This is a genomic window from Bradyrhizobium sp. HKCCYLS3070 (genome assembly GCF_051167575.1).
Taxonomy (GTDB): Bacteria; Pseudomonadota; Alphaproteobacteria; order Rhizobiales; family Xanthobacteraceae; genus Bradyrhizobium.
Genome location: NZ_JBNPTI010000004.1, coordinates 1 through 25,714, shown reverse-complemented (window position 1 = coordinate 25,714; position 25,714 = coordinate 1). Strand labels below are relative to the sequence as shown.

Below are 25,714 nucleotides of genomic sequence, written 5' to 3'. Positions count from 1 at the left end.
GGTCGTCGGTTGATGCGGTGTTTGGTGAATTCAGCGCTGGGTGCGGACCTGCGTCGGTGCGCCGTCGCTTCGCCGCACCGGCTCCGGCGCGCTTGCGACCTCGTAGGCCACGGTGCCCTTGGGGAACTGATACGGGCCGGGATCGCGGTAGTCGTCGCGGGCGAGGCCCTCGCGCACCTTCACGGTCGTGAACATGCCGCCCATCTCGATCGGCCCGAACTGGCCGCTGCCGGTCATCATCGGCAGCGTGTTGTCGGGGGCCGGCATCTCCATGTTGCCCATCGCCATGCCGGTGTTGCCCATCACCATGCCGTCGGGCGCGAGCTTGCCGACGGCGGCGGCCAGCTCCTTGCGCGGCACGCCGATCAGGTTGCGCATGTCGTGGCCCATCGCATTCATCGTGTGATGCGACTTGTGGCAATGGAACGCCCAGTCGCCGGGGTTGTCGGCGGTGAAGTCGAGCACGCGCACCGCGCCGACCGGCACGTCGGTCGTGGTCTCCGGGAATTGCGCCGTTTCGGGAAGCCAGCCGCCGTCGGTGCCGATCACCTTGAACTTGTGGCCGTGGAGGTGGATCGGATGGTTGGTCATGGTGAGATTGCCGATGCGGATGCGGACGCGATCGCCGAGCCGCACCGGCAAGGAATCGATGCCGGGAAACACCCGCGCATTCCAGGTCCACATGTTGAAGTCGGTCATCTCGTTGACCTTCGGCAGATAGCTGCCGGGCTCGATGCGGTAGGTCGACATCACGAACACGAAGTCGCGGTCGACCGGCGGCGGCAGGTTGTCGCGCGGATGCACGACGATCATGCCCATCATGCCCATCGCCATCTGCACCATCTCGTCGGCGTGCGGGTGATACATGAAGGTGCCGGCATGCTTCATCTCGAACTCGTAGACGAAGGTCTTGCCGGGCTTGATGTGCGGCTGCGTCAGGCCGCCGACGCCGTCCATGCCGCAGGGCAGGATCACGCCATGCCAATGTACGGTGGTATATTCCGGCAATCTGTTGGTGACGAAGATGCGGAGCTTGTCGCCCTCGACCGCCTCGATGGTCGGGCCCGGCGATTGGCCGTTGTAGCCCCACAGATGCGTGGTCATGCCGGGCGCGAACTCGCGTGTGACCGGCTCGGCGACGAGATGGAATTCCTTCCAGTCGCCGTTCATGCGGAACGGCAGCGACCAGCCGTTGAGCGTGACCACGGGCTGATAGTCCGGGCCGGCGCTGGGATGCAACGGCGGCTGCATCACGGCCTTGTCCATGGTCGGCGCCTCCGGAATGGAGGCAGCCTGGACGCGGCCGGAGACGGCGGAGGCGCCGGCCAGCGCCGCGGAGCCGAGCAGGGTTCGGCGGGACAACATGTTGGCTCTCCTCTCAGTCGTTGCTTGGCGCGAGCGCGCTCGCGGTCTGCTGTGCGCTGTCTTCGCCGCTCGCGACTCCGCCGTTGACGGCGGCCGACAGCTCGGCCTCGGCGAGGAAGAAGTCTCTGACGGCGTCGATCGCGGCGCGGCGCGAGGCCAGGCGCTGCCGCGCCTCGAGCAGCAGCGCGAAGATGTCGACCTGCATGCTGGAATAGCGCAGCTGCATCTCCTCGCTGATGATCCGGCGCAGCGGCAGCACCTCGCGGGCGTAATGGCCGGCGATGTCGAAGGCCGCGCGGTAGCTGCGATAGGCGTCGCGCGCCTCGGAGCGGACGGTGACGGCGCGCTCGGTCAGGCGGTTGAAGGCGATGTTGTAGGTCTCGGCCGCCTGCCGCACGCGGACCTCGCCGCCGTCGAAGATCGGGATCTGGAACTGCACGTCGTAGCCGCGTTCACGGATGATGCGGCCGTCGGGCTCGACGGTCTTGCGGTCGAGGCCGGCGAGATCGAGCAGGGTGACGAAGCGCGTGGCCTCGCTGAGCTGCAGCGCGGTGGCGAGCGCCGTGAGCTCGAGGCGGGCGACCTGCAGATCGATGCGATGGCCGACGGCATCGGCCTCGACGAAGGGCTGGCTCAGCGGGCGGCGCGGCAGCGCCGGCAACCGATCGGGCAGGCGGAAATTCAGATCGTCGCCCCACAGGCCCATCAGACGGATCAGCCGCTCGCGGGCGCTTCCTGCGGCACGGCGGGCGGTGGCGAGCTCGGCCGTGGTCTCGGCATAGAACACCTGCTCGCGCGCCTGATCGAGCCGGTTGAGCGCGCCGGTCTCGCCGAGCTTCGAGGCGAGCTTCGCGGTCGCCTCCGCGGCCGATTGCGCCTCGACGAGCAGGGCCACCAGCTCGTTGGCGGCGACGGCGCGCACATGCGCGCGGCGGACTTCCGCGGCGAGCCGCAGTGTCGCCAGCGCGGCCTTCAATTGTGCCTGGCGAAACCGCTCGCGCGCGATCTCCGAGCGCAGCGGCAAGGTGGCGAGCGCCAGGATGTCGCCGGCGACCTGACGCTCGGCCTCCAGCGCGCCGTCGCCGCTGATGCGCATCAGGGAGAAGGTCGGGTTGGGCGGCAGGCTGGCCTCCACCATGTCCGCCTCGCTGAGCGCGAGGGCGTTGTAGGCGGCCTGCAGGCCCTTGTTGTTGAACAGCGCGACCTGCACGGCGGCATCGGCCGACAAGGGCCGGGCGAGCAGCCGGCGCGTCGCAGCGCGGACGCGCTCAGCATCGTCATCGCCTCTCACCGAGGCGACCTCCTTGCCGGTGATGTGGCCGGCGATGTCCGCGACGGCGCTCATGCCGCCGTCCGGCGAGAACGAGGCGCAGCCTGCGAGCGCAAGTGCTGCGGCGAGCGCCGCGAGCCTGATGGTCCCCTGCATGTGGCGCTCCTTAGCGGCTCGGCTCAGGGCGCGGTGCGCCGGGGTCGGTGCGCTGGCCCCATGCGGCCGGCGCGGCCGGGCGCAGCGGCGTGTAGGGCCTGACGACGCCCGACATGCGCACGGGCGCAGCGTTCGCCGCCGGATCGGCCGGATCAGCCCCGGCTAACGCGACCGTGCGCGGCTGGCAGGCGGCGAGGCTCGTCGCGGCAAGCAGCGTCAATGCGCCGGCGACGACGGAGAATGGCAGGCTGCGCCGCGCCGGACATGCGGCAGCGGGCGTCGCCCTGGATTGCGACAACATGAGGTATCCTTGGTCTGATGAAACGCGAGCGGCCGCGCGTCATTTGCGCGCGAAGCCGGGGTCGTTCGCTCAGGCCAGGACGATGGGGGGACGGTACAGGCGCGGCGGCGTGCGGCTGGGCAGGCCTTCGTCGCGCGCAACGACGCCGATGGCAGCGAGGCGGGCGGGGAGGGCGACTGCCGGCAGCGTGGCGGCCAGGCCCACGGCGCACATCATGGCGCAGCACGGGCCTGGCATCTTGCCATGATCGTGGTGCGACGGTGCGGGAGCTGGAGCGTGCATCCCGGCGTCTGCGACAGGGTGATCATGATGATGGACGTGCGCCGCAATTGTCTGTGGCATCGCCGTCATGACCATCTCGTGGCGAGCCGTATCATGAGGCGAGACCACGGCGCCAACGACGGTCTCGTCGAGACAGGGCGCCGCCCCCGCGCCGAGCGCGAGCGCCACGCCGGGGCTGACCACGCAGACGAGGTAAGCAAGGACGAGCAGCCGTCCCGCCACCATCAGCATCTTCCGTGTCAGTCCAAACGACATGCGCGGCCAATCACTCCAACCCGGCGCGCAACCTAATGATAAAGCGTTGCGCCGCCAAGAGGGCCGAACCGTGATCGTGCAGATCCCTCCTGTTGCGCTGCTTCTGCATGCCCATTGCCGCAGCAATGTGGCTTGACCTGATGCGGTGCGGCAACGAAGTTGCTGAAATCGTGCACGGACCCAATACAAGATTCGAGGAAGCGCCTCATTTCATTCCGGACTCGCGCCAGGCCTGGGCGCGGCTGGCGCTTGCGCTCGTCATCGGTTCCATCGGCGGCGCGGGGATGTGGACCGTCGTCGTCGTCCTGCCGGTCGTGCAGGCCGAGTTCGCCGCCAGCCGCGGCGCGGTCTCGCTGGCCTACACGCTGACGATGTTCGGCTTCGGCCTCGGCGGCGTCATCGTCGGCCGGATCACCGACCGCTTCGGCATCGTCACCGCAATGGCGCTCAGCATCGCGACGACGGCCGCGGCCTATCTGCTCGCCGGCGCCTCGGTGACGCTGTGGCAGTTTCAGGCGGTGTATTTCCTGGTCGGGCTCGGCTCGTCCGTCACCTTCGCGCCGCTGATGGCGGAGGCGTCGCACTGGTTCGTGCGCTATCGCGGCCTCGCCGTCACCATCGTCGCCTCCGGCAACTACGTCGCCGGCACGGTATGGCCGCCGCTGGTGAATTGGGGCGTGCAGCAGATCGGCTGGCGCGCCAGCCATGTCGCGCTCGGTGTGTTCTGCGCGGTGACGATGAGCGCGCTGCTCCTGGTGTTGCGCGCCCGCATGGATGGTGCCGGCGCGCAGAATCATGCCAGCGCGGCGCCGCCGCAACTGGAGTTGCCGATCTCCACCAATGCGCTGACGGTGCTGCTCAGCGTCGCCGCGATCGCCTGCTGCGTGGCGATGGCGATGCCGCAGGTGCACATCGTCGCCTATTGCGGCGACCTCGGCTACGGCGTCGCCATCGGCGCGCAGATGCTGTCCTTGATGATGGCGCTCGGCATCGTCAGCCGGATCGGCTCCGGCTTTCTCGCCGATCGCATCGGCGGCGTCAGGACCTTGCTGATCGGCTCGCTGGCGCAGGGTTTTGCGCTGCTGTTCTATCTGTTCTTCGACGGCCTGACGTCGCTCTATCTGATCTCGGGCATGTTCGGCCTGTTCCAGGGCGGTATCGTACCGAGCTATGCGATCATCGTGCGTGAGGCGATGCCGGCGCGCGAGGCCGCCACCCGGGTCGGCATCATCATCTTCGCCTCGGTGTTCGGCATGTCGTTCGGCGGCTGGGTCTCGGGCGTCATCTTCGACGCCACCGGGTCCTATTCGGCGGCCTTCGCCAACGGCGTCGCGTGGAATGGTCTGAACCTGGCCATCGTCGTGACGCTGCTCATCCTGGCACGACGGCAACACCGGCTGGCAGCCTGAAACAAGAGGCGTTGCACGAGAGCCACAGCCGGAGCCCAATATCCGGCTTATATGCACGTCGTCATACAAAATCCCGGCGGCCGCCGCAAATCGATCGAATCACGTCACGCAACTATGGAACTCGATCGGAGCCGATCGCGGCCATTTGGCCTCGGGCGCGCTCCGCATCGCGAGGTTGGTTGTCGCGAGGTCTCAGCCGAGGCCGCGGTCGCCCGTCGCATGCCTGACGCAGGCAGGCCTCGAGGTGAATGCTCCGGACGGGTCGAGAACGCTGCGGCGGCATCGCGATGGTGCAGGAGGCCGTTGCGCTATGTCCATCGTCACGAAGGCAGCTTCGCAAGTCGCGCTCGCCGCGCTCGCAGCCGGACTTATGCTGAGCCAGGCATCGGCGCAGGCCTGGCCGCAGCTGCAACAACAACCGCCGCAGCCGCCGCGCCCGGCAGCGACCCGCTCCATCATCGTGCCCGTCGCCCCGGCCGCCCGGCCGAACGGCGCGCCCGTGATCCCCGCGCCGCCACGTCCCGCCGGCCTGCCGGCGTCGCTGTCGCCCGCGCCCGGCAGCGGGCCGGACGTGTGGCGGCTGCCCAACCCGACCGACGTCAACGACGGCACCGTCACCATCATCACCGCGCCGGCCGGGGGCGCCACCTCCGTGTTCGGCTCGGACATGGCGCGCGTGCTCGATGATCAGACCAACGTCCGCGTGCTGCCGGTGCTCGGCAAGGGACCGGTGCGCAACGTCTCGGATATTCTGTTCCTGAAGAGCATCGACATGGGCGCGGTCGCCGCCGACGTGCCCGAATTCTACCGCCTGCAATACGGCATTCCCGACATCACCTCGCAACTCCGCTACATCGCGCGGCTCTATCACAACGAGATCCATGTCATCGCGCGCTCCTCGATCCGCTCGATCTTCGATCTCAACGGCAAGCGCGTCATCGCGCCGACCGATGTCGGCTTCTATTCCGCGCGCGTGATCTTCAACCGGCTGGGCCTGACAGCGTCATTCGACTACGCGACCGATGACGCCAAATCGATCCAGAAGCTGATCGATGGCGACGCCGACGCCTACATCGTCTCCACCGGCAAGGTGTTCCAGCTCGCCCGCAACATCAGGAACGACAACCGCGCCCTGCATCTGGTGACGATCCCCTACGACCGCCGGCTGCAGGACCTCTATCTGCCGACGACATTGTCCTCCGAGGAATATCCGAACCTGCTCAACCCCGGCGAGACGATCGAGACGGTGGCGATCGGCATGCTGCTCGTCAGCTACAATTGGCCGGAGAATACCGAGCGCTACCGAAAGGTGGCGCGCTTCGTCGAGGCGTTCTTCGCCAACTACGACGAGTTCATGAAGCCGCCGCGGCATCCGAAATGGCGGGAGTCGAGCATCGTCGCCGCGATCCCGAACTGGAAGCGGTTCAAGGCCGCGGACGAGTGGCTGCTGGCGCACAACATGGTGCCGCGACCGCAGGTCGCCGACGTGCGCCAGACCCAGTTCGAGAGCTTCGTGCGCCAGAGCGGGGGACAGCTGTCGAACGATCCGGCTGAGCGCAGCGCTCTGTTCCGCCAGTTCCTGCAATGGCGCCAGCAGCATGGCGGGCCGCCGACGCCGTCGCGCTGAGCTGTCAGCTCGCGGTTGTCTACTTCGCGAGCTCTTTCGAACGCGCCGTGGCCGCGGCGACCGCCTTGGTCAGCAGCGGCTGGAAGCCGTCGGCTCCCATCAGCACCGACAGCGCCGCCGCTGTGGTGCCGCCCGGCGACGTGACGTTCTGGCGCAGGGTGGCGGACGGCAGGTCCGATTGGCGCAGCAGCTCGCCGGCGCCCGACACGGTGTGGCGCGCGAGCTTCGTCGCCAGGGACTCGGGCAGGCCGGCGGCGACGCCGGCGCGGGCGAGTTCCTCGGCGAGCAGGAACACATAGGCGGGCCCCGAGCCGGACACGGCAGTCACCGCGTCCATCAGCGCCTCCTCGTCGACCCATTCCACTGCGCCGGTGGCACGCAGCAGCGCGTCCGTCAGCCCCCGCTGCGCGGCGCTGACGTTGCCGGCCGGCACGGCCACGGTGATGCCGCGGCCGATCGCGGCGGGCGTATTCGGCATCGCGCGCACGACCGCGCCGCCGATCGTTTGCTGCAGGCCGGCGATCGTCGTCCCCGCCATGATCGACAGCACCAGCGTCGCGTCGCCGACCCACGGCTTCAAGGCGGGGCCGGCGTCGGGGAACATCTGCGGCTTGACGGCAACGATGACGACCTCGGCCGGCGCAGTTGCCGTCGGATTGAGGCGGACGCCTCGGGCCTTTAGCGCCGTGATCTCGGCCGACGGCATCGGCTCGATCACGACCACGCGCGCGGGATCAAGGCCGCCGGCCAGCCACCCGGTCAGCATCGCCCCGCCCATCTTGCCGGCGCCGGCCAGCACGATGGTGCCGGTGAGCTGATGAAGCAGGTTGTTGTCCGCTGATGTCACGACGCACTCCGCTGTCGTCCCTGCGAAAGCAGGGACCCATAACCACCGGCGGTTCTAGTGGAGCAGGGGCAGAGCGACAAGCGTCGCGCGCCACACGGACATCACGCGGTATGGGTCCCTGCGTGCGCAGGGACGACACCGCGTGTGATGGAGCGGCGGCGGCTTACGCCTCGCCCTCTGTATCGAACAGCGCCGCCGCCATGGCCTCCTGGGTCGACTTGCCGGCCCAGACCACGAACTGGAAGGCCGGGAAATAGCGCTCGCAGGCGTGGATGGCGCCCGCCAGCATGCTCTCGCATTGCAGTCCCGACGCGGTGATCCCGCCGGGCAGCACCAGGGCCTGGCGGTGCATCACCATGCCGGTGTGGGTCCAGATGTCGAAATGGCCGAGCCAGAGCTGCTCGTTGATCGCGGCGATCAGCCGCTGCACCTCGGCGCGGCGCGCCTCGGGAATCTTCATGTCGAAGGCACAGGCCAGATGCAGCGCCTCGATCTCCGCCATCCAGGTGAAGGAAAGCTGATAGTCGGTCCACTGGCCCTTGGAGGCGATCGTGATCTCGTCCTCGCCGGAGCGCTCGAACATCCAATTATTGTCGGCCGCAATGGTCTCGACCACGCTCAGCGGATGATCTGCGGAATCGATAGTGCTTTCGAGCAGGGACATGCCGTCTCGACCTCGTCTTCTTGATCTCGTTGGTACATACGCGGCGACCCGGCCCACGCCCTCTCGGCGCTTCGCGACCCGGCTTGCAGTCCCGGAGGTACCCCGAGGCGTGCGAGGACAAACTGATGTGATTTGCGGAATCTGCGCAACGGGGGGGCGAGTCCGTCCACAGCCAAACACCGCTTCGTCCACAACTCCTGTCCGGCCTGTGGAATCATCGGCGAACGAGAACAAAACGGAATCGGACACGCCGCAGCCGCTCGGTCTGAGGTGATTTGGCCGCGGGAACGGCCGTGAGCGGCTGCATGGCCGCCCGTCGCGGACCGCGGGCGTGAGGCCTTGCCGCAGCCGCCGACCGCCTGCATAGTTCATTCAGGCCGTCCATCCGGGCGGCCGATGTTCTCAGGGCGGGGCGAAATTCCCCACCGGCGGTAAGCGTTCTCGGTCGAGCGCGAGCCCGCGAGCGCTTTCTCGGCAAGGCACGGTCTGGAGAATTCTGTTCTCCGGAACGCGTCGCGCAGAGAAGGGTCAGCAGATTCGGTGCGATTCCGAAGCCGACGGTCACAGTCCGGATGAAAGAGAACGGGTCCCGGCACCCCGCGCAATCCAGCGTGGGGGCGTCGTCGTTCCGTGTGCCCTGATTCTGGTCTCTGACGAGGACAACCATGAATCAGATGTTGCAAGACGCGCCTACTGATACGCCCACCGACACCATCACCGCAGGAACGTCGCCGCCGGCGGATACGTCGGTCGCGTCACCGCCCGACGAGTCGCCACCGGCGCCGTCGCATCCGCGCTTCAGCAAGCCGCAGCGCGTCGCCTTCGTGCAATCGGCCTGGCATCGCGATGTCGTCGCCGAATGCCGTCTGGCCTTCCTCGACGAGATCGAGGCGCGCCACATCCCGCGCGATCGTGTCGACATCTTCGAGGTGCCGGGCTCGTTCGAGATCCCGCTGCATGCGCAGCTCCTGGCCAAGACGCGGCGCTATACCGCCATCGTCGCGGCCGGGCTCGTCGTCGACGGCGGCATCTACCGCCACGAATTCGTCGCCGACACCGTCATCAAGGCGCTGATGGACGTGCAATTGCGCACCGAGGTGCCGGTGTTCTCCGCGGTGCTGACGCCGCAGCAATTCCACGAGACGCAGGCGCATTTCGAGTTCTTCCGCAAGCATTTTGCGACCAAGGGCATCGAGGTGGCGACCGCCTGCGCCGAGACGCTGCTGAGCCTGGAGCGGCTGCGCAGCCAGGTCGCGGCGGGGATTATCTGAGGCGGACGGTGTGTGGCCGGTCACGGCCGGCCACACATGCTTCAGTGTCGGGAGCCGAGGTCTCACCGCGACGGCGGCCTGCTCCCCTCCCCGCAAGGGGGAGGGGAACTCACCGCGTTCGCCGCTCCAGATCGAATCCAACGTCTGGCGCCACGCCAATCAAGCTTGCCGCCCTCGCTTGTCCCCCAGCGACAACACGCCCCCTCACGCTCCCCGCCTTGTGTTGTCAATTTCCTCGCCACCCCTGTAAAATCTCCCCTGGGAGGAGGCTGGCCCGTGGCGACGGGCGGCCGACAAGGATGATCGAAGGATACGATCCTTATCTCGTCGCGCTCTCGGTCGTGATCGCGAGCCTGGGTGGCTATACCGGTTTCAGTCTCACCGCGCGCATCCGCAGCGGGCCGGGAGAGAATGCGCGCGTGCTGCTGTCCGGCGCCGCCGGCATTCTGGCCGTGGGCATATGGACCATGCATTTCGTGGGCATGATGGCGGCGCCACTGCCGCCTGATGCCGTCTATCTGGTGCTGCCGACCATCATCTCGTTCCTGATCTGCGCGCTCGTGATCGGCATCTCGCTGTTCTTCGTCAGCATCGGCGATCCCTCCCCCCGGCGCGTCGTCCCTTCCGCGCTGCTGCTCGGCGCCGGCATCGCCAGCATGCATTATGTCGGCATGCACGGCCTGTCCGGCTCATTCGGGCTGACGCATGATCCGGCGCTGGTGGCGCTGTCGGTGGCGATTGCGATCGGCGCCGCCTATGGCGGCCTGCGCATCTTCCTGGCGCGGCAGGACGGGCTACGGCTCGCCATCAGCGCGGTTGCGTTCGGCATCGCCGTGTCCGGCATGCATTACACGGCGATGCTGGGAATGCATGTCGTGCCGATGGGCGAGGGACACCACCACGCCGCACCGGGACTTGCTGCGTCGCCGCAAGCGCTCGCGATCGTCGTCGCCGTGCTGTGCTTCGTCATCGCCGCCGGATTTTTGCTGTCGCTGGTGCCGGACCCGCGCCGTCAATCGCAGCCGATGCCGGCCGTTGCCGAGGCTGCGCCGCAATTGGCGCCGGAGCCGGCCGCGACGGCGGCCGAGCCGGTGGTCGAGGTCGCCGCCATGAGCCGGGCGACGGCGGCGCCGCTGGGGGGCATCGGCCAGCCGCCGCGCGCGACCGCGGCGCGATTGCCGCTGGAGGGCGCCAACGGCACCCATTTCATCGATGCCGGGGACGTGCGCAGCGTGCGCGCCGATGCGCACTACACGCGGATCCACGACGGCACCCGCGAGCGGATGTGCCCATGGTCGATCTCCGAGGCTGAGGCGCAGCTCGATCCCGGCCGCTTCATCCGCGTGCACCGCAGCCACATCGTCGCGATCGAGCACGTGATCTACGTCGGTCGGGAAGGCGAGGGCGCGATCATCGAGCTCGATGGCCCCTCGAAGCCGCGCGTGCCGGTGAGCCGCGCCAAGGTCGCCGAGGTCAAGGCGCGGCTCGGGCTGCGGCGGCCGGCCTGAGTTCAGCGCTCGTTTCGCTGCTGCAACAGAGCGCCGCCATTCTCCCCAACGCATGCAACACCGCGCGCGCGTCTTGCGCGGCCGCTCACGCCGTCACTCGCGCGATTGGGTCGCCCTCGCTGACGCAATTCGTGCGCGATCAGCCGCAATTCGTGCGATTTCGCCGCTCTCCGTGCCGGCTTCGTTGCGCGGCCATCGATCCCGATCGACGCTCCGCGCCAATCCGCGATGCGTCCGCGTTCGCACTTCGCTCTCGCAGCACGAACGCCCGCCGCAACAACGCGACGGCCTTGCCGATAAGGCAGGCCAGCACAGGAGAGGAAATGTCATGATTCCTGGCCCGTTCGACTATCACCGGCCGGCGAGCGTCAGCGATGCGATCAAGCTGCTCGCCGACCTCGGCGATGACGCGCGACCGCTCGCCGGCGGCCACAGCCTGCTGCCGATGATGAAGCTGCGACTGGCGACCCCGGCGCATCTGATCGATCTGCACGGCATCGCCGGGCTCAAGGGCATCCGCCGCGATGGCGACCGCATCGTCATCGGCGCGATGACCACGCAGGCCGAGCTGCTGGCCTCGACCGAGATCGGAGCCAGCCTGCCGATCCTGCACGAAACGGCGCTTTTGATCGCCGATCCGCAGGTGCGCTACCGCGGCACGCTCGGCGGCAACGTCGCCAATGGCGATCCCGGCAACGACATGCCGGCGCTGATGCTGGCGCTCGATGCAAGCTACCGTCTGGAGGGGCCGAACGGCGCCCGTGAGGTCGCGGCGCGGGAGTTCTACCAGGGCGCCTATTTCACCGCGCTGGAGCCGGGCGAGATCCTCACCGGGATGAGCATTCCCGTTCCGCCTGCGGGACACGGCTACGCCTATGAGAAGCTGAAGCGCAAGGTCGGCGACTACGCGACCGCCGCGGCGGCCGTCGTGCTGACCATGGCCGGCGGCAAGGTGGCGAGCTGTGTGATCGCGCTCACCAATCTGCACGAGACGCCGCTGCTCGCGACCGACGCGGCCAACGCCGTGATCGGCACGGCGCTCGACGATGCCACGCTGAAGGCCGCCGCGACGGCGGCGCGCGCGATCATGCAGCCGGCGTCCGATGCGCGCGGCCCGGCCGAGTACCGCATCCATGTCGGCGGCATCATGGTGATGCGCGCCCTGCAGCGCGCGGCGGCGAGGGCGAAGTAGCAGGGTGTGCTGACACCGCGGGCCCGCATGCGGTGCCTTCTCGCCCCCGGCACGTCCTCTCATCTCCCCCCCTTTGTGGGGGAGGGGCGGGGAGGGGGGTAGCCCCAAGCGAGACTGCCGCCGTGGACCCCCACCCCCGACCCCTCCCCGCAAGGGGGAGGGGAGCTCACCGCCCGGGAGGCTGATAGCCGGGCCAAAGCTCAAACAAATTTCAAGGGAGCAACCAAATGCCCAAAACCCACATCATGATGAAGGTGAACGGCAGCGAGGTCGAAGGCCTCGCCGAGCCGCGCACCTTGCTGGTTCATTTCCTGCGCGAGCAGGCGCAGCTCACCGGCACCCATATCGGCTGCGAGACCAGCCATTGCGGGGCCTGCACCATCGACATCGACGGCATGAGCGTGAAGAGCTGCACCATGCTCGCCGTGCAGGCCAACGGCTGCGAGATCACCACGATCGAGGGCATGGCCAACGCCGACGGCACGCTGTCGCCGCTGCAGGAAGGCTTCCGCATGATGCACGGCCTGCAATGCGGCTTCTGCACGCCCGGCATGATCATCCGCGCGCATCGGCTGCTGCAGGAGAATCCGTCGCCGACGGAGGCGGAAATCCGCGCCGGCATCTCCGGCAACATCTGCCGCTGCACCGGCTACCAGAACATCGTCAAGGCGATCCAATACGCCGCCGCCAAGATCAACGGCGTGGAATTCCAGGAGGCCGCGGAATGAACGACCTGACTCCCACGCGGGAACAACGCGAAGCCGCGCTCGAAGGCATGGGCTGCCGGCGCAAGCGCGTCGAGGACATTCGCTTTACCCAGGGCAAGGGCAACTACGTCGACGACGTCAAGCTGCCGGGCATGCTGCACGGCGACTTCGTGCGCTCGCCGCATGCGCATGCGCGGGTGAAGGCGATCCACACCGAGGAGGCGCTGAAAGTGCCCGGCGTGCTCGCGGTCATCACCGCCGAGACGCTGAAGACCGTCAACCTCGCCTGGATGCCGACCTTGGCCGGCGACGTGCAGATGGTGCTCGCCGACGGCAAGGTGCTGTTCCAGAACCAGGAGGTTGCCTTCGTCGTCGCGACCGACCGCTATGCCGCCGATGACGGCGTCTCCAAGGTGGTGGTCGAATACGAGCCGCTGCCGGTGCTGGTCGATCCGTTCAAGGCGATGGACCCGGACGCCCCCGTTCTGCGCGAGGATCTCGCCGGCAAGACCACAGGCGCACACGGCCCGCGCAAGCATCACAACCACATCTTCGAATGGAGTGTCGGTGACAAGGAACTCACCGACGCCGCGTTCAAGAAGGCCGACGTCACCATCAAGGAGATGATCTCGTATCACCGCACCCATCCGTCGCCGCTCGAGACCTGCCAGTGCGTCTGCGCGTTCGACAAGATCAAGGGCGAGCTGACGATCTGGGGCACCTTCCAGGCGCCGCATGTGATCCGCACCGTGGTGTCGCTGATCGCCAAGATCCCCGAGCAGAAGATCCACGTCATCGCGCCGGACATCGGCGGCGGCTTCGGCAACAAGGTCGGCGCCTATCCCGGCTATATCTGCGCCGCGGTGGCCTCGATCGTCACCGGCAAGCCGGTGAAATGGGTCGAGGACCGCATCGAGAACCTGACCGCGACGGCGTTCGCGCGCGACTATCACATGACCACCGAGATCGCGGCGACCAAGGACGGCAAGGTCACCGGCCTGCGCGTCCACGTGCTCGCCGATCATGGCGGCTTCGACGCCTGCGCCGACCCGTCGAAATGGCCGGCCGGCTTCTTCAACATCGTCACCGGCTCCTATGACTTCCCGGTCGCGCATCTCTCCGTCGACGGCGTCTACACCAACAAGGCGCCGGGCGGCGTCGCGTATCGCTGCTCGTTCCGCGTCACCGAGGCGGCCTATTGCATCGAGCGCGGCATGGACATTCTCGCGCAGAAGCTCGGCATGGACCCGGCGGAGCTGCGCCTGAAGAATTTCGTCAAGCCGGAGCAGTTTCCCTATCACTCGGCGCTCGGCTGGGAGTACGATTCCGGCGACTACCACACCGCCATGCGCAAGATGATGGAAGCGGTGGACTACGCAGGCCTGCGCAAGGAGCAGGCCGAGAAGCGCGCGGCGTTCAAGCGCGGCGAGACCCGCGAGATCATGGGCATCGGCGTCTCCTTCTTCACCGAGATCGTCGGCGCCGGTCCGTCGAAGAACTGCGACATCCTGGGCATCGCGATGTTCGATTCCTGCGAGATCCGGCTGCACCCGACCGGCGCCGGCATCGCGCGGATGGGCACCAAGAGCCAGGGCCAGGGGCACGAGACCACCTGGGCGCAGATCATCGCCAGCGAGATCGGCATTCCCGCCGACAACATCATGGTCGAGGAGGGCAACACCGACACCGCGCCTTATGGCTTGGGCACCTACGGCTCGCGCTCGACGCCGGTGGCCGGCGCGGCCATCGCGATGGCCGCGCGCAAGATCAAGGCCAAGGCGCAGATGATCGCGGCCTACAAGCTCGAGGTCCATGAAGACGATCTCGAATGGGACATCGACGGCTTCCGGGTCAAGGGCCTGCCCGAGAAGGTGATGTCGATGAAGGATATCTGCTGGGCGGCCTACAACTCGGTGCCGCCCGGCATGGAGCCGGGGCTGGAGGCGGTGAGCTATTACGATCCGCCCAACATGACCTATCCATTCGGCGCCTATCTCTGCGTGATGGACATCGATGTGGATACGGGCGTGTACAAGGTCCGACGCTTCTATGCGCTGGATGATTGCGGCACCCGCATCAACCCGATGATCATCGAGGGCCAGATCCATGGCGGCCTCACCGAAGCCTTCGCCATCGCGATGGGCCAGGAGATCCGCTACGACGCCGAGGGCAATGTCGTCACCGGCTCGTTCATGGACTTCTTCATGCCGACCGCGGTGGAGACGCCGCATTGGGAGACCGACTTCACGGTGACGCCTTCGCCGCACCATCCGATCGGCGCCAAGGGCGTCGGCGAAAGCCCCAATGTCGGCGGCGTGCCGGCGTTCTCCAATGCGGTCAATGACGCGTTCTCGTTCCTGGGCGCGACGCACATCCAGATGCCCCACGACTTCTGGCGCAACTGGCAGGCGGCGAAGAATTTGGGTGTGGTGGCGTAGACTGAAGGCGCTGGCGTTTACCGCGCGAGCGGTGCGTTCCCTCCCCCCTTGTGGGGGAGGGCTAGGGAGGGGGGTACCCCACGGGCAGTGTGCCGTGGAGACCCCCACCCCCAACCCCTCCCCACAAGGGGGAGGGGAGTTCACCTCCGATGACGCTGCAGTCGAACTTGACATGAAAGCCCGCGACGACATCGCACAATCGCTCTCCGCCTGCGGTTATATCGCCGACGGCGAGCTCGCGACTGCCATCACCTTGATGCAGCTCCTCAGGCGGCCGCTGCTGCTGGAAGGCGAGGCCGGGGTCGGCAAGACCGAGGTCGCCAAGGCGCTCGCCTGCGTCCACGGCACCGAGCTGATCCGTCTGCAATGCTATGAAGGCCTCGATCAGAGCTCCGCGCTCTACGAGTGGAACTACCAGCGCCAGCTGCTCGCGATCGAGGCGCATCGCGGCCAGCCGGACACCATCGAGGACCAGATCTTCTCCGAGAAATATCTGCTGGAGCGGCCGCTGCTTGCGGCGATCCGCCGCGCCACGCCGCCGGTGCTGCTGATCGATGAGATCGACCGCGCCGACGACGAATTCGAGGCGTTCCTGCTGGAGCTCCTGTCGGACTTCCAAGTCTCGATTCCGGAGCTCGGCACCATCAAAGCAATCAGCATCCCGCACGTGGTGCTGACCTCCAACGGCACCCGCGAATTGTCCGACGCGCTGCGCCGGCGCTGCCTCTATCACTACGTCGACTATCCCGACGTCGATCGCGAGGCGCGCATCATCCTGGCGCGGATCGACGGCGCCTCGGCGCAACTGGCTCTGCAGATCGCGCGCCTTGTCGACTCCTTGCGCAAGGAGGAACTGCGCAAGGTGCCCGGCGTCGCCGAGACGCTGGACTGGGCGGCGGCACTGGTCGGGCTCGACGTGCGCGATCTCAAGGACCAGCCGGAGATGGTGCATGACACCTTGATGTGCCTGCTCAAGACCCATGAGGACCGCGCGCGGATCACGCGCGAGGTCACGGCGCGGCTGCTGGGGAAGGTCGCATGAGCTGCTGTGGCACCACACCCGACCACGAGGACATGAACGCGGTCGCGCGGCTGGTCGCGGGACGCCTCGGTGCATTTCTCAAGACGTTGCGCGATAACGGCTTTGCGGTCGGCCTGTCGGAGGGGCAGGATGCGGCGGCCGTGATGAGTGCGGGCTATGCCGATAAGCCCGGCCTGTTGCGCTCCGCCTTCAAGCACCTGTTTTCGGCGCGCAAGAGCGAGTGGGATCGCTTCGACGGCCTGTTCGACGCGTTCTGGCTCGGCAAGCGCGTGCGCTCGCGCTCGCTGGTCTCCGGCGCGACGGCGAGAGCGAACAGCCCGTCCCTGAAGAGTCTGCAGGATGCGAATGCCGGTCAGCCGGAGCCTCACGGCGCGACCGATCAGATTCCCTCTGACGAAACCCCACGCGACGCGGGCGGCGAGGGCCTGCGCGAAGGAGCATCGCGCGTGGAGTCCATCAGCGATACCGACTTCCGCAAGCTCGCAGATCCTGACCAGGTCGCGCTGGCGCACGAGGCCGCGGCGCGGCTCGCCCGGGCGATGCGGACACGGCTGACGCGCCGCGATCAGTTGCGGCGCAAGGGCGAGCGGCTCGACCTGCGCCGCACCATCCACCGCAACATCAGCCATGGCGGCGTGCCGATTGCGCTGGTGCACCGGCGACGCAAGCACAAGCCGCTGCGGCTGGTGGTGCTGCTCGACGCCTCCGGCTCGATGAGCCCCTACACCGCGGTGTTCCTGCGCTTCATCCACGGTGTGCTCGACGCCTTCCACGAGGCCGAAGCGTTCCTGTTTCACACCCGGCTTGCCTATGTCTCGGATGCGATGAGGGAGAAGGATGCCGCGCGGGCGCTCGACCGTCTCTCGATGATGGCGCAGGGCGCCGGCGGCGGGACGCGGATCGGCGAGAGCCTGCAGACCTTCAATCGCTGGCACGCGCCCCGCGTCATTCATTCGCGGACCTGCGTGATGATCGTCTCCGACGGCTACGACACCGGTGACCCAGCCTTGCTCGGCCGCGAGATGGCGCAACTGTCGCGCCGCTGCCGCCGCATCGTCTGGCTCAATCCGATGCTCGGCTGGGACGGCTATGCGCCGGAAGCGCGCGGCATCAAGGCCGCGCTGCCCTTCGTCGATCTCTACGCGCCCGCGCATACGTTGAGCTCGCTCGCGGCGCTGGAGCCTTATTTGGCGAGGTTGTGAGGATGCGGATGCGCGGCATCGTTGTGAGCTCAAGGCGCGCTGTCGCAGCATCGGTGGTGCGCTCCCTCCCCCCTTGTGGGGGAGGGCTGGGGAGGGGGGTACCCCGACATCGGTGCAAGACGCCCCCCTCCCTAGCCCTCCCCCACAAGGGGGGAGGGAACATACCTTCTCTGTCGAAGCAGTGTGCTTCCGACAGTCCGCAGAGGAGGCAGTCATGACCGCTGCTCCCGAACTGCTCGATCTCGCCGCGCAACTGAAAGCCAACGACGAGAGCTTCGTGCTCGCCACCGTCGTCCGTACGGTGTCGGTGACCGCCGCGAAGGCCGGCGCCAAGGCGATCATCCGCCCCGACGGCAGCATCGTCGCGGGCTGGATCGGCGGCGGCTGCGCCCGCGGCGCGGTGCTGAAGGCGGCGCGCGAGGCGCTCGCCGACGGCATCCCGCGCATGGTCTCGGTGCAGCCTGAGAACCTGCTCGCCGAGCTCGGCGTCAAGCCGGGCGAAACCAGGGAGGGCGTGCGCTTCGCCGCCAACATGTGCCCGAGCAAGGGCACCATGGACATCTTCGTCGAGCCGGTGCTGCCGCATCCCGCGCTGGTCATCCTCGGCGCGAGCCCGGTCGCGATCGCGCTCGCGGCGCAGGCGCGGCCGCTCGGCTATCACGTGACGCTGGCGGCGCCGGCGTCCGATCTCGTCACGACACCGGAGGCCGATGTGCTGATCGATGGCTTCGCGCTGGATCAACCGGCCGGGAGCAGCCGCTTCGTCGTGGTGTCGACGCAAGGCAAGGGCGACGAGGCGGCCTTGCGCGCCGCGCTCGCCTGCGATGCGGCCTACCATGCCTTCGTCGGCAGTCGCCGCAAGATGGACAGCCTGCGCGACAAGCTGATCAGGGCCGGCATCGACGCCGCGCTGCTCGACAAGGTCAAGGCACCGGCCGGCCTCGATCTCGGCGCCATCACGCCGGAGGAGATCGCGATGTCGATTCTGGCCGAGATCACGCTGACGCGCCGGCGCGGCCAGCGCGGCTGAATTCCGTCATGGCGCGAGCGGCAGGTCGAACGAAACCCTGAGCCCATCCGGCGCGAAGTCGCGCGTGACCTCGCCCTTCAGCGCCGCGCCGAGAATGCGCTCGAACAGCAGCGAGCCGAAGCCGTTGCTCGCAGGTGGGGAGACCTGCGGGCCGCCGTTCTCCTCCCAGGACAGCTTGAGCCGTCCGTCGGCATGGGTCCAGCTCAGCGTCACCCGTCCTGCATCGTTCGACAGCGCGCCGTATTTCACCGCGTTGGTGACGAGCTCGTGCAGCCCCATCGACAGATACAGCGCGACGCCCGGCGGAAGCGGCACGGCAGGACCGTCGACCGTGACACGGTCGCCTTGCAGCGGCGCCAGTTCGGCGCAGACGAGTTCATCGAGCGCGATCGCCTCGCGGCCGCGGTCCAGCGCCAGCGCGTGGCTGCGGGTCAGCGCGGCAATGCGGCCGCGCAGCACCTCGCCGAACGCGGCCAGCGCCGAATCGGCGCGGATGCTGAGCGCGATCACGCTGTCGACCAGCGCCAGCGTGTTCTTGACACGGTGATTGAGCTCATGGACGAGCACGCGATGGTGCTGCTCGATCGTGCGCCGCCGTGCATTCTCGGTGCGCAGCGCGATCTCGTCCATCACGATCTCGCTGAGCTCGGTGAGCTGGGCGATGTCGTCGTCGCTCCACGGCCGCGGCTCGTGATCGATGGCGCAGAGCGCGCCGATCACCTCGCCGCTCGGCAGCCGCAGGGGGACGCCGAGATAGGCGATCACGCCGAAAACCGGCACCGCGAGATTGTCCTTCACCAGCGGATGCTCGTTGGCGTCGCTGATCACCAGCGGCTGCGCCGAGGTCACGACGTGCTGGCAGAAGGAGTGGCTGAGCGGCGTCTCGCGCAGCGACGCCCACGGCTCGCACAGGCCGACCGAGCTCTTGAAGAACTGCCGGTCGCGATCGACCAGCGCGATGATCGCCGCCGGAGCCTGCAGCAGCCGCGAGGTCAAGCGGGTGACGCGATCGAAGCCCGGCTCCGGCGGCGAGTCGAGCAGCTCGGTCTGCAACAGGGCAGTCAATCGGTCTGGCGCGGAGGCGTCGCGATCGGACGTCATGCAGCTTTCGTCGGTCGGGCGTTCAGCCAGTGACAGGTTGCAAGACGGACCGGACGGAGCGCAAATCCGGAGCCGGTCGATCGTGCGGCGCAGTGGTATTCGGCTGGAACGAAGCCGGCGCAGAGACGAGATGAAGCCATCAACGCGGCCATCGCCGCGCCTCAGGGGCGGGGCGAATCCCGGTTCCACGCAGGTAACCAAGTGGCAGACTATGGCCTGACCAAGGCAAGTTTGGCATTCCGCCGCAGGTTCTCTTTGGTATGCATTATACCCGTCAGCCCCCCTTGACCGCACCCGCCGTCAGGCCGGCCACGATCTGCCGCTGCGCGAACACGGTCAGCAGCAGCACCGGCAGGGTCACGATCAGCGCGGCCGCCGCGAGCGGCCCCCACGAGAGCTGATCGAACGAGATCATGTTGTAGACCGCGACCGGCAAGGTGCGGGTCTCGCGTCCGGCCAGCACGATGCCGAACACGAAATTATTCCAGGAGAAGATCACCGCGAGGATGAAGGCGACTGCGAGGCCGGGCTTCGCCACCGGTAATGCCACGTGACGGAAAACCTGCCAGCGCGTCGCGCCATCGATACGCGCGGCTTCTTCGAGCTCGATCGGCGTGGTCTCGAAATAGCCGATCATGATCCAGATCACGATCGGCACGGTGACGACGAGATGGATGATGATCTGCGGCCACAGCGTGCCGAGCAGGCCGAGCCACTGAAACAAGAGGAACAGCGGGATCAGATAGGACAGGCCCGGCGTGATGCGCGCGATCAGGATCACGATCGCGGACTTGTGCGCGGCCATGCGCGCGATGCCGTAGCCGGCGGGCACGCCGACCAGCATCGCGAGCGCCGTCGCGCCGCCGGTCACCACCAGGCTGTTCTTGAAATAGGTGAAGAAGCGGTTGGACGACAGCACGTCGGCATAGTTCTTCCAGGCGAAATGCTCCGGCCAGAACACCGGCGGATAGGCGGCGTTGTCGACCTCGTACTTCACCGACAGCGAGATCATCCAGAGGAAGAACAGGATCGCCGGCGAGACGATGAGGAAGACGCCGAGCGCGAGCCCGAGTCGGCCGAGGATGGTCTGCGCGCTCATGTGTCGCTCCCCAGCGCATTCCACTGCGCGCGGCGGCGCAACACCAGCAAGAGCGCAGTCAGCGCGATGATCAGCGCGAAGAACACCACCGCGATCGCCGACGCATAGCCGAGGTCGTAATAGACGAAGGCGACGCTGTAGAGATAGAGGTTGATGGTCTCCGACGCCGAGCCCGGGCCGCCCTGGGTGATCGCGAAGATGATGTCGAAGCTCTTGATCGCGTCGATGGCTCGGATCATCGCGGCGATGAACAGGAACGGCATGATCAAGGGCAGGGTGATGTAGCGGAACATCTGCCAGGTGCTGGCGCCGTCGATCTGTGCGCTCTCATACGGCTCCGTCGGTAGCGAGGCGATGCCGCCGAGCACGATCAGCATCACCAGCGGCGTCCACTGCCACGTCTCGACCAGCACCAGCGAGGGGATCACCGTGCCCGGATGGAAGACCCAGAGCTGCGGCGGCAGGCCGACCAGCGACAGCAGGTAGTTGAGGATGCCGAGCTGCGGATGGAACATCATCGTCCACACCAGGGCGATCGCCACCGGCGTCGCCATCATCGGCATGATGAACAGCGCCCGCAGCAGTCCCCGGCCGGGGAAGCGGGCATGGAAGATCACCGCCGCGAAGGTGCCGAGCACCAGCGGCAGCAGCACCGATAGAGCCGTATAGGACAGCGTGTGCCCGACCGACTCGACGAAGCGCGGATCGGCCGGCAGCCTGAGATAGTTCGACAGCCCGACGAATGTCGTGGGTGAACCGACCTTCCACTCCTGGAAGCTCATCCAGATCGTGAACAGCCAGGGGAAGATGATCACCGCCAGCACGGTGACCAGCGCCGGGATCACGAACGGCCAGTACGACGGCGGCCGCAACGCACGTTCCGGCGCAGCCGCCTCCGCCGCCGCGCCGGCCTGTTCGACGATCGTGCTCACGCTTTCTCGCTGCGCTCCAGGATCGGGCGGAACTGCTCGTGCGCCTTCTTCAGCTCGGTGGCGGGATCGGCGCCCGACAGCGTCGCGGTCAGCGCCGCACCGACGAGATCGCGGAATTCGGCGACCGGGATGATCACGGGCAGGCCGAGCTTGGAGATCTTGCCGGAGTCGATCGCCGACTGCAGCCACTCCTTCGGCATCTTCACGCCGCCCTGGACCCCGGGGTCGTTGAGCACCGAGTTGCGGAACGGTACACCGCCGCCGGCCTGCACCAGGCGGGCGCCCTGCGGCTTCGACACCAGCCACTGGCACAGCAGCCAGGCCGCTTCCTTGTTCTTGCTCGCGGCCGCAATGCCGATGCCGTCGCCATAGGTCGCCGAGTACTGCCCCTTCGGTCCCGCGGGCACCACGGTGTAGCCGACCTTGCCGACCACGCGCGAGGCGTTGGGATCCTCCAGCGGCGGCGCCCAGCCGACGCCGTCGATCCACATCGCCGAGCGGCCTTGCGTGAACGAGGCCATCGACTCCATCCAGTTGAAGCCGGCCACGCCCGGAGGCGCGCAGGTCGTCAGCAGCTTCTGATACAGCTTGGTCGCCTCGACGGCCTCCGGGCCGTCGGTCAGGATGTTGCCCTTGGCGTCCAGGAACTCGCCGCCATAGTTGAGGAAGAAGTTCGTCCACAGCGTCATGTTGGCGTTGCGCAGGCCGCGGCCAACGAAGCCGAACGTGCCGTCCTTGGCATCGGTCAGCTTCTGCGCCGCCGTGACCATCTCGTCGAGCGTCTTCGGCACTTCGACGCCCTTCTTCGCGAACAGCTCCTTGTTATAGTAGAGGATGAAGTAGTCCACCGACCATGGCAGCGAGAACATCCGGCCCTTGTCGTTGCTGGCGTAACTGAGGCCAGCGGCGGAGAAATCGCTCTGCACGAGGTCCGGCGCGGTGAGGTTCGGGTCCTTCATGAAGTCGGTGATGTCGGCGAGCCAGCCGGCCTTCTCGAACTGCCGCTTCTGCACGTGATAGCTGAGATGGACGACGTCGAAGCTCGGCTTGCCCGACGACAGTTCGATCACAACCTTCTGTCGCTGCTGCTGCTCCGGGATCTGCTCGGATTCCACCTCGATGCCGGTCAGCGCGGTGAATTCCTTGATGTTCTTCTGCAGATTGTCGCCGCGCGGCCCCTTGGCCAGGATCACCTCGAGCTTGGTACCGGCATATTTCTTCCACTGCGGCTCCGACCAGGCGGGCTGGCCGGTGAGCGCAAGCGCGCCTGCTGCTGCCGTACCCGCAAGCATGTTGCGGCGCGTGATCGCGGTCATCATATCCTCCCAGAAGACTTCTTGTTTGGTCGTGAAGTGTAGCGCGATCCAGCGGCGCTGCAACAGCATGGTGCCCGTTCGACTGGGGATGCGACGACAGCGCGTGGTGCGATGCGGCAATCCGTTATGCGCCCGATGCGGCTGTGAAATCCGTCCGCTCCAGCAGCCACGACAGTGCAAAGCCGGCGACGAGCCCCCAGAACGCGGCGCCGATGTTGAGCAGGGGCACGTCGGCGACGGTGACGAGGAAGGCGATCAGGGCGCCGAGGGAGAAGTTCGTTCTGAACGCGGTCACGAACGCCGTTTGCAGCACGCGCAGCATGGCGAGGCCCGCCAGCGCGGTGATCAATGATTTCGGCGCGATCAGCAGCAGCGTGGTGAAGGTCGGCGCCAGCAGGCCGAAGCCGAGCGCCAGCACGCCCACGACCATCGCCGCGGTATAGTGGCGCTTGCGCTCGCCGCCGGAGACGACGATGGCGTTGGTCGGTCCGGTCAGGCAGGTCGACACGCCGCCCACGACAGCCGCGAGCGCCGAGCCGATGCCGCAGGCGACGGTCACCACATTGACCGGCGGCTTGTGCCCGGCGGCGGTCAGCACCGCAAAGCCCTGGCCGTTCTGCACCACCAGCACGGTGACCGCGAGCGGCACGATCAGCTCGATCATGGCCGCGAGCGACCAGGATGGCGTCGGGATCACCGGATGGATCAGCGCGATCTGCACCGACGCATTCTGATCATATTTGCCGAACAGGAGAGCCGCGAGCGTGCCGATGACGAGCGCGCCGATGATCGGCGGGCAGCGCCGGCCCAGCGCAGGGAGCGCGGTCAGCAGCAGCCAGAGCACGACCATCGGCCCGGCGATGGCAAAGTCGGCGAACACGGCGCGGACGAGATCGAGGCCGAAGCGCAGGAATACGCCGGCGACCATGCCCATCACGATCGGCATCGGCACCAGTTGCATCGCGCGCTTGACCCAGCCGGTGAGCCCGAGCACCAGCATCAACAGCGCCGTGCCGTAGAACGCGCCGACCACCTGCGGGAAGCTGAGATGCGTCAGCGACTGGCCGACCAGGACGGTGCCCGGAATGGTCCAGAACAGCACCAGTGGCTCGCGATAGCGCCACGACAGCGCAAGCGTGATCAGGCCGTTGATGAAGAACACGCCGAAGATCCACGACGCGATCTCCGCCTGCGACAGCCCGCCATTGGCGCCGACCGACAGGATGATGGCGACCGGTCCGGTGATCGCGAACAGCCAGCCGATGAAGCCATGCGAGGCGTAGAGCGGACCGAAGTCGTCGGCGATCCGGGCGGCGCTGGGCGGCGGGCCCGCGGGGCGTTCGATGGCGCTGAACATGAGGGCGGGGCTCGGGGCTGGGGTTCTTGTTTCCTCGCATCTCCAGGGGATGTTGGCCGAACAGGACGGCCTGTGCAAGGCACGGGGCTGATCGGCGGATTACGCTTCGCTAATCCGCCCTACAGGTTCGAGCGTAGGGCGGATTAGGCGAAGCCGTAATCCGCCGCAAATCTTGAATTCATGCATCCGCTGCGAGTAGGCTTACGTTGGTTTCGACTCGAAGCTCGATCCATGCCCAACTATCGACGCGCATTCGTTCCAGGCGGTTGTTGGTTTTTCACGCTGAATCTGCTCGATCGGCGTCAGAGCTTGCTGATCGATCACATCGACGTCCTGCGCTCCGCGGTCGCCGCCACGAAGCGGCGTTTTCCTTTCGAGATCGATGCCTTCGTGGTGATGCCCGATCATCTTCATGCCGTCTGGACCTTGCCGCCCGATGACGCCGACTTCTCGATGCGCTGGCGGCTGATCAAGAACCGCTTCGCGCGGGCGCTTCCAAGGACAGAAAATCTCAGCCCCACTCGTGTGGTGCGGCAGGAGCGCGGCATCTGGCAGCGCCGATTCTGGGAGCATCTTATCCGCGACGAAGAAGATTATGCCCGTCACGTGGAGTATTGTTACATCAATCCGGTGAAGCACAGCTTCGTCAGCCGCGTCGCGGACTGGCCGCATTCTTCGTTTCATAGCGATGTGCGCGCAGGAATGTTTCCTGCGGACTGGGCGGGTGATGTCGAGGTCAGCGGAACGTTCGGAGAGCGTTGACGGAGTCAAGTTTGTCTCGAAATCCCGTGCTGTGTGGTGGCGGATTACGCTTCGCTAATCCGCCCTACGCTCGACCCGTAGGGCGGATTAGGCGCAGCCGTAATCCGCCGTATGTATCCGCGCTAAAGGGGCAATCTTCTGCCCGTCGACCAAATCACCTCATTGCTGCAAATCCTGTCCACCCCTTCGGATAAAAATAAATCGCTTGACGATTTCGTAAAATCAGCATTATGGTCCCGCTCGTTCCGTTGCGTCGGAGGGGACGTATCGCGGTCGTCATGGACGTCGGCAGCGGAATGCGATGGGCGGGTCGGGTCGCAGCGTGATTCAGTTCGCGTCGACGAACGATGCGGCCCGCACGGTCAAGTCGCGCGGTCCTGGCACCCCGAAGCTGGTGTCCCGCGTAACGCGCGCAAGCGCGTTGCGCGCACGGTGGCCAACAAGCCGGCGCACCGGGGAGAACGCGAAGCAGCCGTCAAAACCATCGCGCAGGGAGGGCCGGGTGGCGGGCTCAAGCGGTGGTCGCAACACCAAGTGTTTTCATTCGTGACAGCAGCTCGTCAAGCGCTTCTGCTGGAGTT

At 67.1% G+C, this 25,714-nt stretch carries 22 protein-coding genes and 1 riboswitch; of the genes, 11 read left to right on the top strand and 11 right to left on the bottom strand.

Going from position 1 to position 25,714, the window contains the following annotated elements; all coding sequences use genetic code 11:
• Positions 1 to 30 precede the first annotated feature (30 nt).
• The 4 genes from ACQR03_RS15225 to ACQR03_RS15210 all read right to left on the bottom strand — a co-directional run bounded on the left by ACQR03_RS15225 (position 31) and on the right by ACQR03_RS15210 (position 3,629).
• Positions 31 to 1,365: a multicopper oxidase family protein gene (locus ACQR03_RS15225; RefSeq protein WP_316169350.1), complete on the bottom strand. Its 1,335-nt coding sequence runs from the start codon at positions 1,363 to 1,365 to the stop codon at positions 31 to 33.
• A gap of 13 nt (positions 1,366 to 1,378) precedes the next feature.
• Positions 1,379 to 2,791 (bottom strand): TolC family protein, encoded by a 1,413-nt coding sequence (locus ACQR03_RS15220; protein ID WP_315752702.1) that lies wholly within the window; start codon positions 2,789 to 2,791, stop codon positions 1,379 to 1,381.
• A 10-nt stretch (positions 2,792 to 2,801) separates the two neighbouring features.
• The gene (locus ACQR03_RS15215) at positions 2,802 to 3,092 is read right to left on the bottom strand and encodes a hypothetical protein (protein ID WP_316193557.1); all 291 of its coding nucleotides are present in this window, start codon (positions 3,090 to 3,092) and stop codon (positions 2,802 to 2,804) included.
• Between the two features lie 69 nt (positions 3,093 to 3,161).
• Complete coding sequence (locus ACQR03_RS15210) at positions 3,162 to 3,629, bottom strand: hypothetical protein (protein WP_316193558.1); 468 nt, start codon at positions 3,627 to 3,629, stop codon at positions 3,162 to 3,164.
• Between the two features lie 170 nt (positions 3,630 to 3,799).
• Between ACQR03_RS15210 and ACQR03_RS15205 the strand changes: the two genes are divergently transcribed.
• Positions 3,800 to 5,038, top strand: a complete 1,239-nt coding sequence (locus ACQR03_RS15205) for an MFS transporter (protein ID WP_316169349.1) — start codon at positions 3,800 to 3,802, stop codon at positions 5,036 to 5,038.
• Between the two features lie 310 nt (positions 5,039 to 5,348).
• Positions 5,349 to 6,665 (top strand): TAXI family TRAP transporter solute-binding subunit, encoded by a 1,317-nt coding sequence (locus tag ACQR03_RS15200; RefSeq protein WP_315752705.1) that lies wholly within the window; start codon positions 5,349 to 5,351, stop codon positions 6,663 to 6,665.
• Between the two features lie 19 nt (positions 6,666 to 6,684).
• Here the strand turns inward: ACQR03_RS15200 and proC are convergent, their stop codons facing one another.
• Together proC and ACQR03_RS15190 are read right to left on the bottom strand one after the other, a co-directional pair.
• Positions 6,685 to 7,512: a pyrroline-5-carboxylate reductase gene (proC, locus tag ACQR03_RS15195; protein WP_315826166.1), complete on the bottom strand. Its 828-nt coding sequence runs from the start codon at positions 7,510 to 7,512 to the stop codon at positions 6,685 to 6,687.
• Between the two features lie 163 nt (positions 7,513 to 7,675).
• Complete coding sequence (locus ACQR03_RS15190; RefSeq protein WP_315714059.1) at positions 7,676 to 8,176, bottom strand: YbjN domain-containing protein; 501 nt, start codon at positions 8,174 to 8,176, stop codon at positions 7,676 to 7,678.
• 394 nt (positions 8,177 to 8,570) lie between these two features.
• A riboswitch (FMN riboswitch) is annotated at positions 8,571 to 8,764 on the top strand.
• Between the two features lie 77 nt (positions 8,765 to 8,841).
• Here ACQR03_RS15190 and ACQR03_RS15185 point away from each other — a divergent pair.
• The 8 genes from ACQR03_RS15185 to ACQR03_RS15150 all read left to right on the top strand — a co-directional run bounded on the left by ACQR03_RS15185 (position 8,842) and on the right by ACQR03_RS15150 (position 18,566).
• The gene (locus ACQR03_RS15185) at positions 8,842 to 9,447 is read left to right on the top strand and encodes a 6,7-dimethyl-8-ribityllumazine synthase (RefSeq protein WP_315752707.1); all 606 of its coding nucleotides are present in this window, start codon (positions 8,842 to 8,844) and stop codon (positions 9,445 to 9,447) included.
• Between the two features lie 299 nt (positions 9,448 to 9,746).
• A complete protein-coding gene (locus tag ACQR03_RS15180; protein WP_315714061.1) occupies positions 9,747 to 10,955 on the top strand; it encodes an MHYT domain-containing protein in 1,209 nt (402 codons plus the stop codon).
• Between the two features lie 328 nt (positions 10,956 to 11,283).
• On the top strand, positions 11,284 to 12,147 hold the full coding sequence (locus ACQR03_RS15175; RefSeq protein ID WP_315752708.1) for an FAD binding domain-containing protein: 864 nt from the start codon (positions 11,284 to 11,286) through the stop codon (positions 12,145 to 12,147).
• Between the two features lie 227 nt (positions 12,148 to 12,374).
• A complete protein-coding gene (locus tag ACQR03_RS15170; protein WP_315752709.1) occupies positions 12,375 to 12,875 on the top strand; it encodes a (2Fe-2S)-binding protein in 501 nt (166 codons plus the stop codon).
• On the top strand, positions 12,872 to 15,292 hold the full coding sequence (locus tag ACQR03_RS15165) for an aerobic carbon-monoxide dehydrogenase large subunit (RefSeq protein ID WP_315752710.1): 2,421 nt from the start codon (positions 12,872 to 12,874) through the stop codon (positions 15,290 to 15,292). The genes ACQR03_RS15170 and ACQR03_RS15165 overlap by 4 nt, the downstream gene beginning before the upstream one ends.
• Positions 15,293 to 15,464: 172 nt before the next feature.
• Positions 15,465 to 16,334, top strand: a complete 870-nt coding sequence (locus ACQR03_RS15160) for an AAA family ATPase (RefSeq protein WP_315752711.1) — start codon at positions 15,465 to 15,467, stop codon at positions 16,332 to 16,334.
• Positions 16,331 to 17,536 carry a vWA domain-containing protein gene (locus ACQR03_RS15155; RefSeq protein WP_315752712.1) on the top strand — a complete coding sequence of 402 codons (1,206 nt, stop codon included), beginning with the start codon at positions 16,331 to 16,333 and terminating at the stop codon, positions 17,534 to 17,536. The genes ACQR03_RS15160 and ACQR03_RS15155 overlap by 4 nt, the downstream gene beginning before the upstream one ends.
• 214 nt (positions 17,537 to 17,750) lie before the next feature.
• A complete protein-coding gene (locus ACQR03_RS15150) occupies positions 17,751 to 18,566 on the top strand; it encodes an XdhC family protein (protein WP_316169345.1) in 816 nt (271 codons plus the stop codon).
• 6 nt (positions 18,567 to 18,572) lie between these two features.
• On the opposite strand, the gene ACQR03_RS15145 is transcribed toward ACQR03_RS15150, so the two are convergent.
• The 5 genes from ACQR03_RS15145 to ACQR03_RS15125 all read right to left on the bottom strand — a co-directional run bounded on the left by ACQR03_RS15145 (position 18,573) and on the right by ACQR03_RS15125 (position 24,371).
• Positions 18,573 to 19,667, bottom strand: coding sequence for an HWE histidine kinase domain-containing protein (locus tag ACQR03_RS15145; RefSeq protein WP_316201336.1), 1,095 nt, complete (start codon positions 19,665 to 19,667; stop codon positions 18,573 to 18,575).
• Positions 19,668 to 19,941: 274 nt separating this feature from the next.
• Positions 19,942 to 20,766 (bottom strand): carbohydrate ABC transporter permease, encoded by an 825-nt coding sequence (locus ACQR03_RS15140; RefSeq protein WP_315714069.1) that lies wholly within the window; start codon positions 20,764 to 20,766, stop codon positions 19,942 to 19,944.
• Positions 20,763 to 21,698 carry a carbohydrate ABC transporter permease gene (locus ACQR03_RS15135; protein WP_315714070.1) on the bottom strand — a complete coding sequence of 312 codons (936 nt, stop codon included), beginning with the start codon at positions 21,696 to 21,698 and terminating at the stop codon, positions 20,763 to 20,765. The genes ACQR03_RS15140 and ACQR03_RS15135 overlap by 4 nt, the downstream gene beginning before the upstream one ends.
• Positions 21,695 to 23,014 carry an ABC transporter substrate-binding protein gene (locus ACQR03_RS15130; protein ID WP_315752716.1) on the bottom strand — a complete coding sequence of 440 codons (1,320 nt, stop codon included), beginning with the start codon at positions 23,012 to 23,014 and terminating at the stop codon, positions 21,695 to 21,697. Before ACQR03_RS15130 ends, ACQR03_RS15135 begins: the two co-directional genes overlap by 4 nt.
• 124 nt (positions 23,015 to 23,138) lie before the next feature.
• Entirely contained in the window at positions 23,139 to 24,371 is a 1,233-nt protein-coding gene (locus tag ACQR03_RS15125) for a benzoate/H(+) symporter BenE family transporter (protein WP_316166503.1), read from the bottom strand.
• Positions 24,372 to 24,602: 231 nt separating this feature from the next.
• Between ACQR03_RS15125 and ACQR03_RS15120 the strand changes: the two genes are divergently transcribed.
• Positions 24,603 to 25,133 carry an REP-associated tyrosine transposase gene (locus ACQR03_RS15120; RefSeq protein WP_316186720.1) on the top strand — a complete coding sequence of 177 codons (531 nt, stop codon included), beginning with the start codon at positions 24,603 to 24,605 and terminating at the stop codon, positions 25,131 to 25,133.
• Positions 25,134 to 25,714: the final 581 nt, after the last annotated feature.

Bases quoted from the DNA above. Each gene is read 5' to 3' on its own strand.
- ACQR03_RS15150 (WP_316169345.1), top strand. From the start codon at position 17,751: ATGACCGCTGCTCCCGAACTGCTCGATCTCGCCGCGCAACTGAAAGCC.
- ACQR03_RS15175 (WP_315752708.1), top strand. From the start codon at position 11,284: ATGATTCCTGGCCCGTTCGACTATCACCGGCCGGCGAGCGTCAGCGAT.
- ACQR03_RS15210 (WP_316193558.1), bottom strand. From the start codon at position 3,629: ATGTCGTTTGGACTGACACGGAAGATGCTGATGGTGGCGGGACGGCTG.
- ACQR03_RS15155 (WP_315752712.1), top strand. From the start codon at position 16,331: ATGAGCTGCTGTGGCACCACACCCGACCACGAGGACATGAACGCGGTC.
- ACQR03_RS15165 (WP_315752710.1), top strand. From the start codon at position 12,872: ATGAACGACCTGACTCCCACGCGGGAACAACGCGAAGCCGCGCTCGAA.
- ACQR03_RS15200 (WP_315752705.1), top strand. From the start codon at position 5,349: ATGTCCATCGTCACGAAGGCAGCTTCGCAAGTCGCGCTCGCCGCGCTC.
- ACQR03_RS15170 (WP_315752709.1), top strand. From the start codon at position 12,375: ATGCCCAAAACCCACATCATGATGAAGGTGAACGGCAGCGAGGTCGAA.
- ACQR03_RS15220 (WP_315752702.1), bottom strand. From the start codon at position 2,791: ATGCAGGGGACCATCAGGCTCGCGGCGCTCGCCGCAGCACTTGCGCTC.
- ACQR03_RS15140 (WP_315714069.1), bottom strand. From the start codon at position 20,766: ATGAGCGCGCAGACCATCCTCGGCCGACTCGGGCTCGCGCTCGGCGTC.
- ACQR03_RS15160 (WP_315752711.1), top strand. From the start codon at position 15,465: ATGAAAGCCCGCGACGACATCGCACAATCGCTCTCCGCCTGCGGTTAT.
- ACQR03_RS15225 (WP_316169350.1), bottom strand. From the start codon at position 1,365: ATGTTGTCCCGCCGAACCCTGCTCGGCTCCGCGGCGCTGGCCGGCGCC.
- ACQR03_RS15125 (WP_316166503.1), bottom strand. From the start codon at position 24,371: ATGTTCAGCGCCATCGAACGCCCCGCGGGCCCGCCGCCCAGCGCCGCC.
- ACQR03_RS15215 (WP_316193557.1), bottom strand. From the start codon at position 3,092: ATGTTGTCGCAATCCAGGGCGACGCCCGCTGCCGCATGTCCGGCGCGG.
- ACQR03_RS15130 (WP_315752716.1), bottom strand. From the start codon at position 23,014: ATGACCGCGATCACGCGCCGCAACATGCTTGCGGGTACGGCAGCAGCA.
- ACQR03_RS15190 (WP_315714059.1), bottom strand. From the start codon at position 8,176: ATGTCCCTGCTCGAAAGCACTATCGATTCCGCAGATCATCCGCTGAGC.
- ACQR03_RS15120 (WP_316186720.1), top strand. From the start codon at position 24,603: ATGCCCAACTATCGACGCGCATTCGTTCCAGGCGGTTGTTGGTTTTTC.
- ACQR03_RS15180 (WP_315714061.1), top strand. From the start codon at position 9,747: ATGATCGAAGGATACGATCCTTATCTCGTCGCGCTCTCGGTCGTGATC.
- ACQR03_RS15185 (WP_315752707.1), top strand. From the start codon at position 8,842: ATGAATCAGATGTTGCAAGACGCGCCTACTGATACGCCCACCGACACC.
- ACQR03_RS15145 (WP_316201336.1), bottom strand. From the start codon at position 19,667: ATGACGTCCGATCGCGACGCCTCCGCGCCAGACCGATTGACTGCCCTG.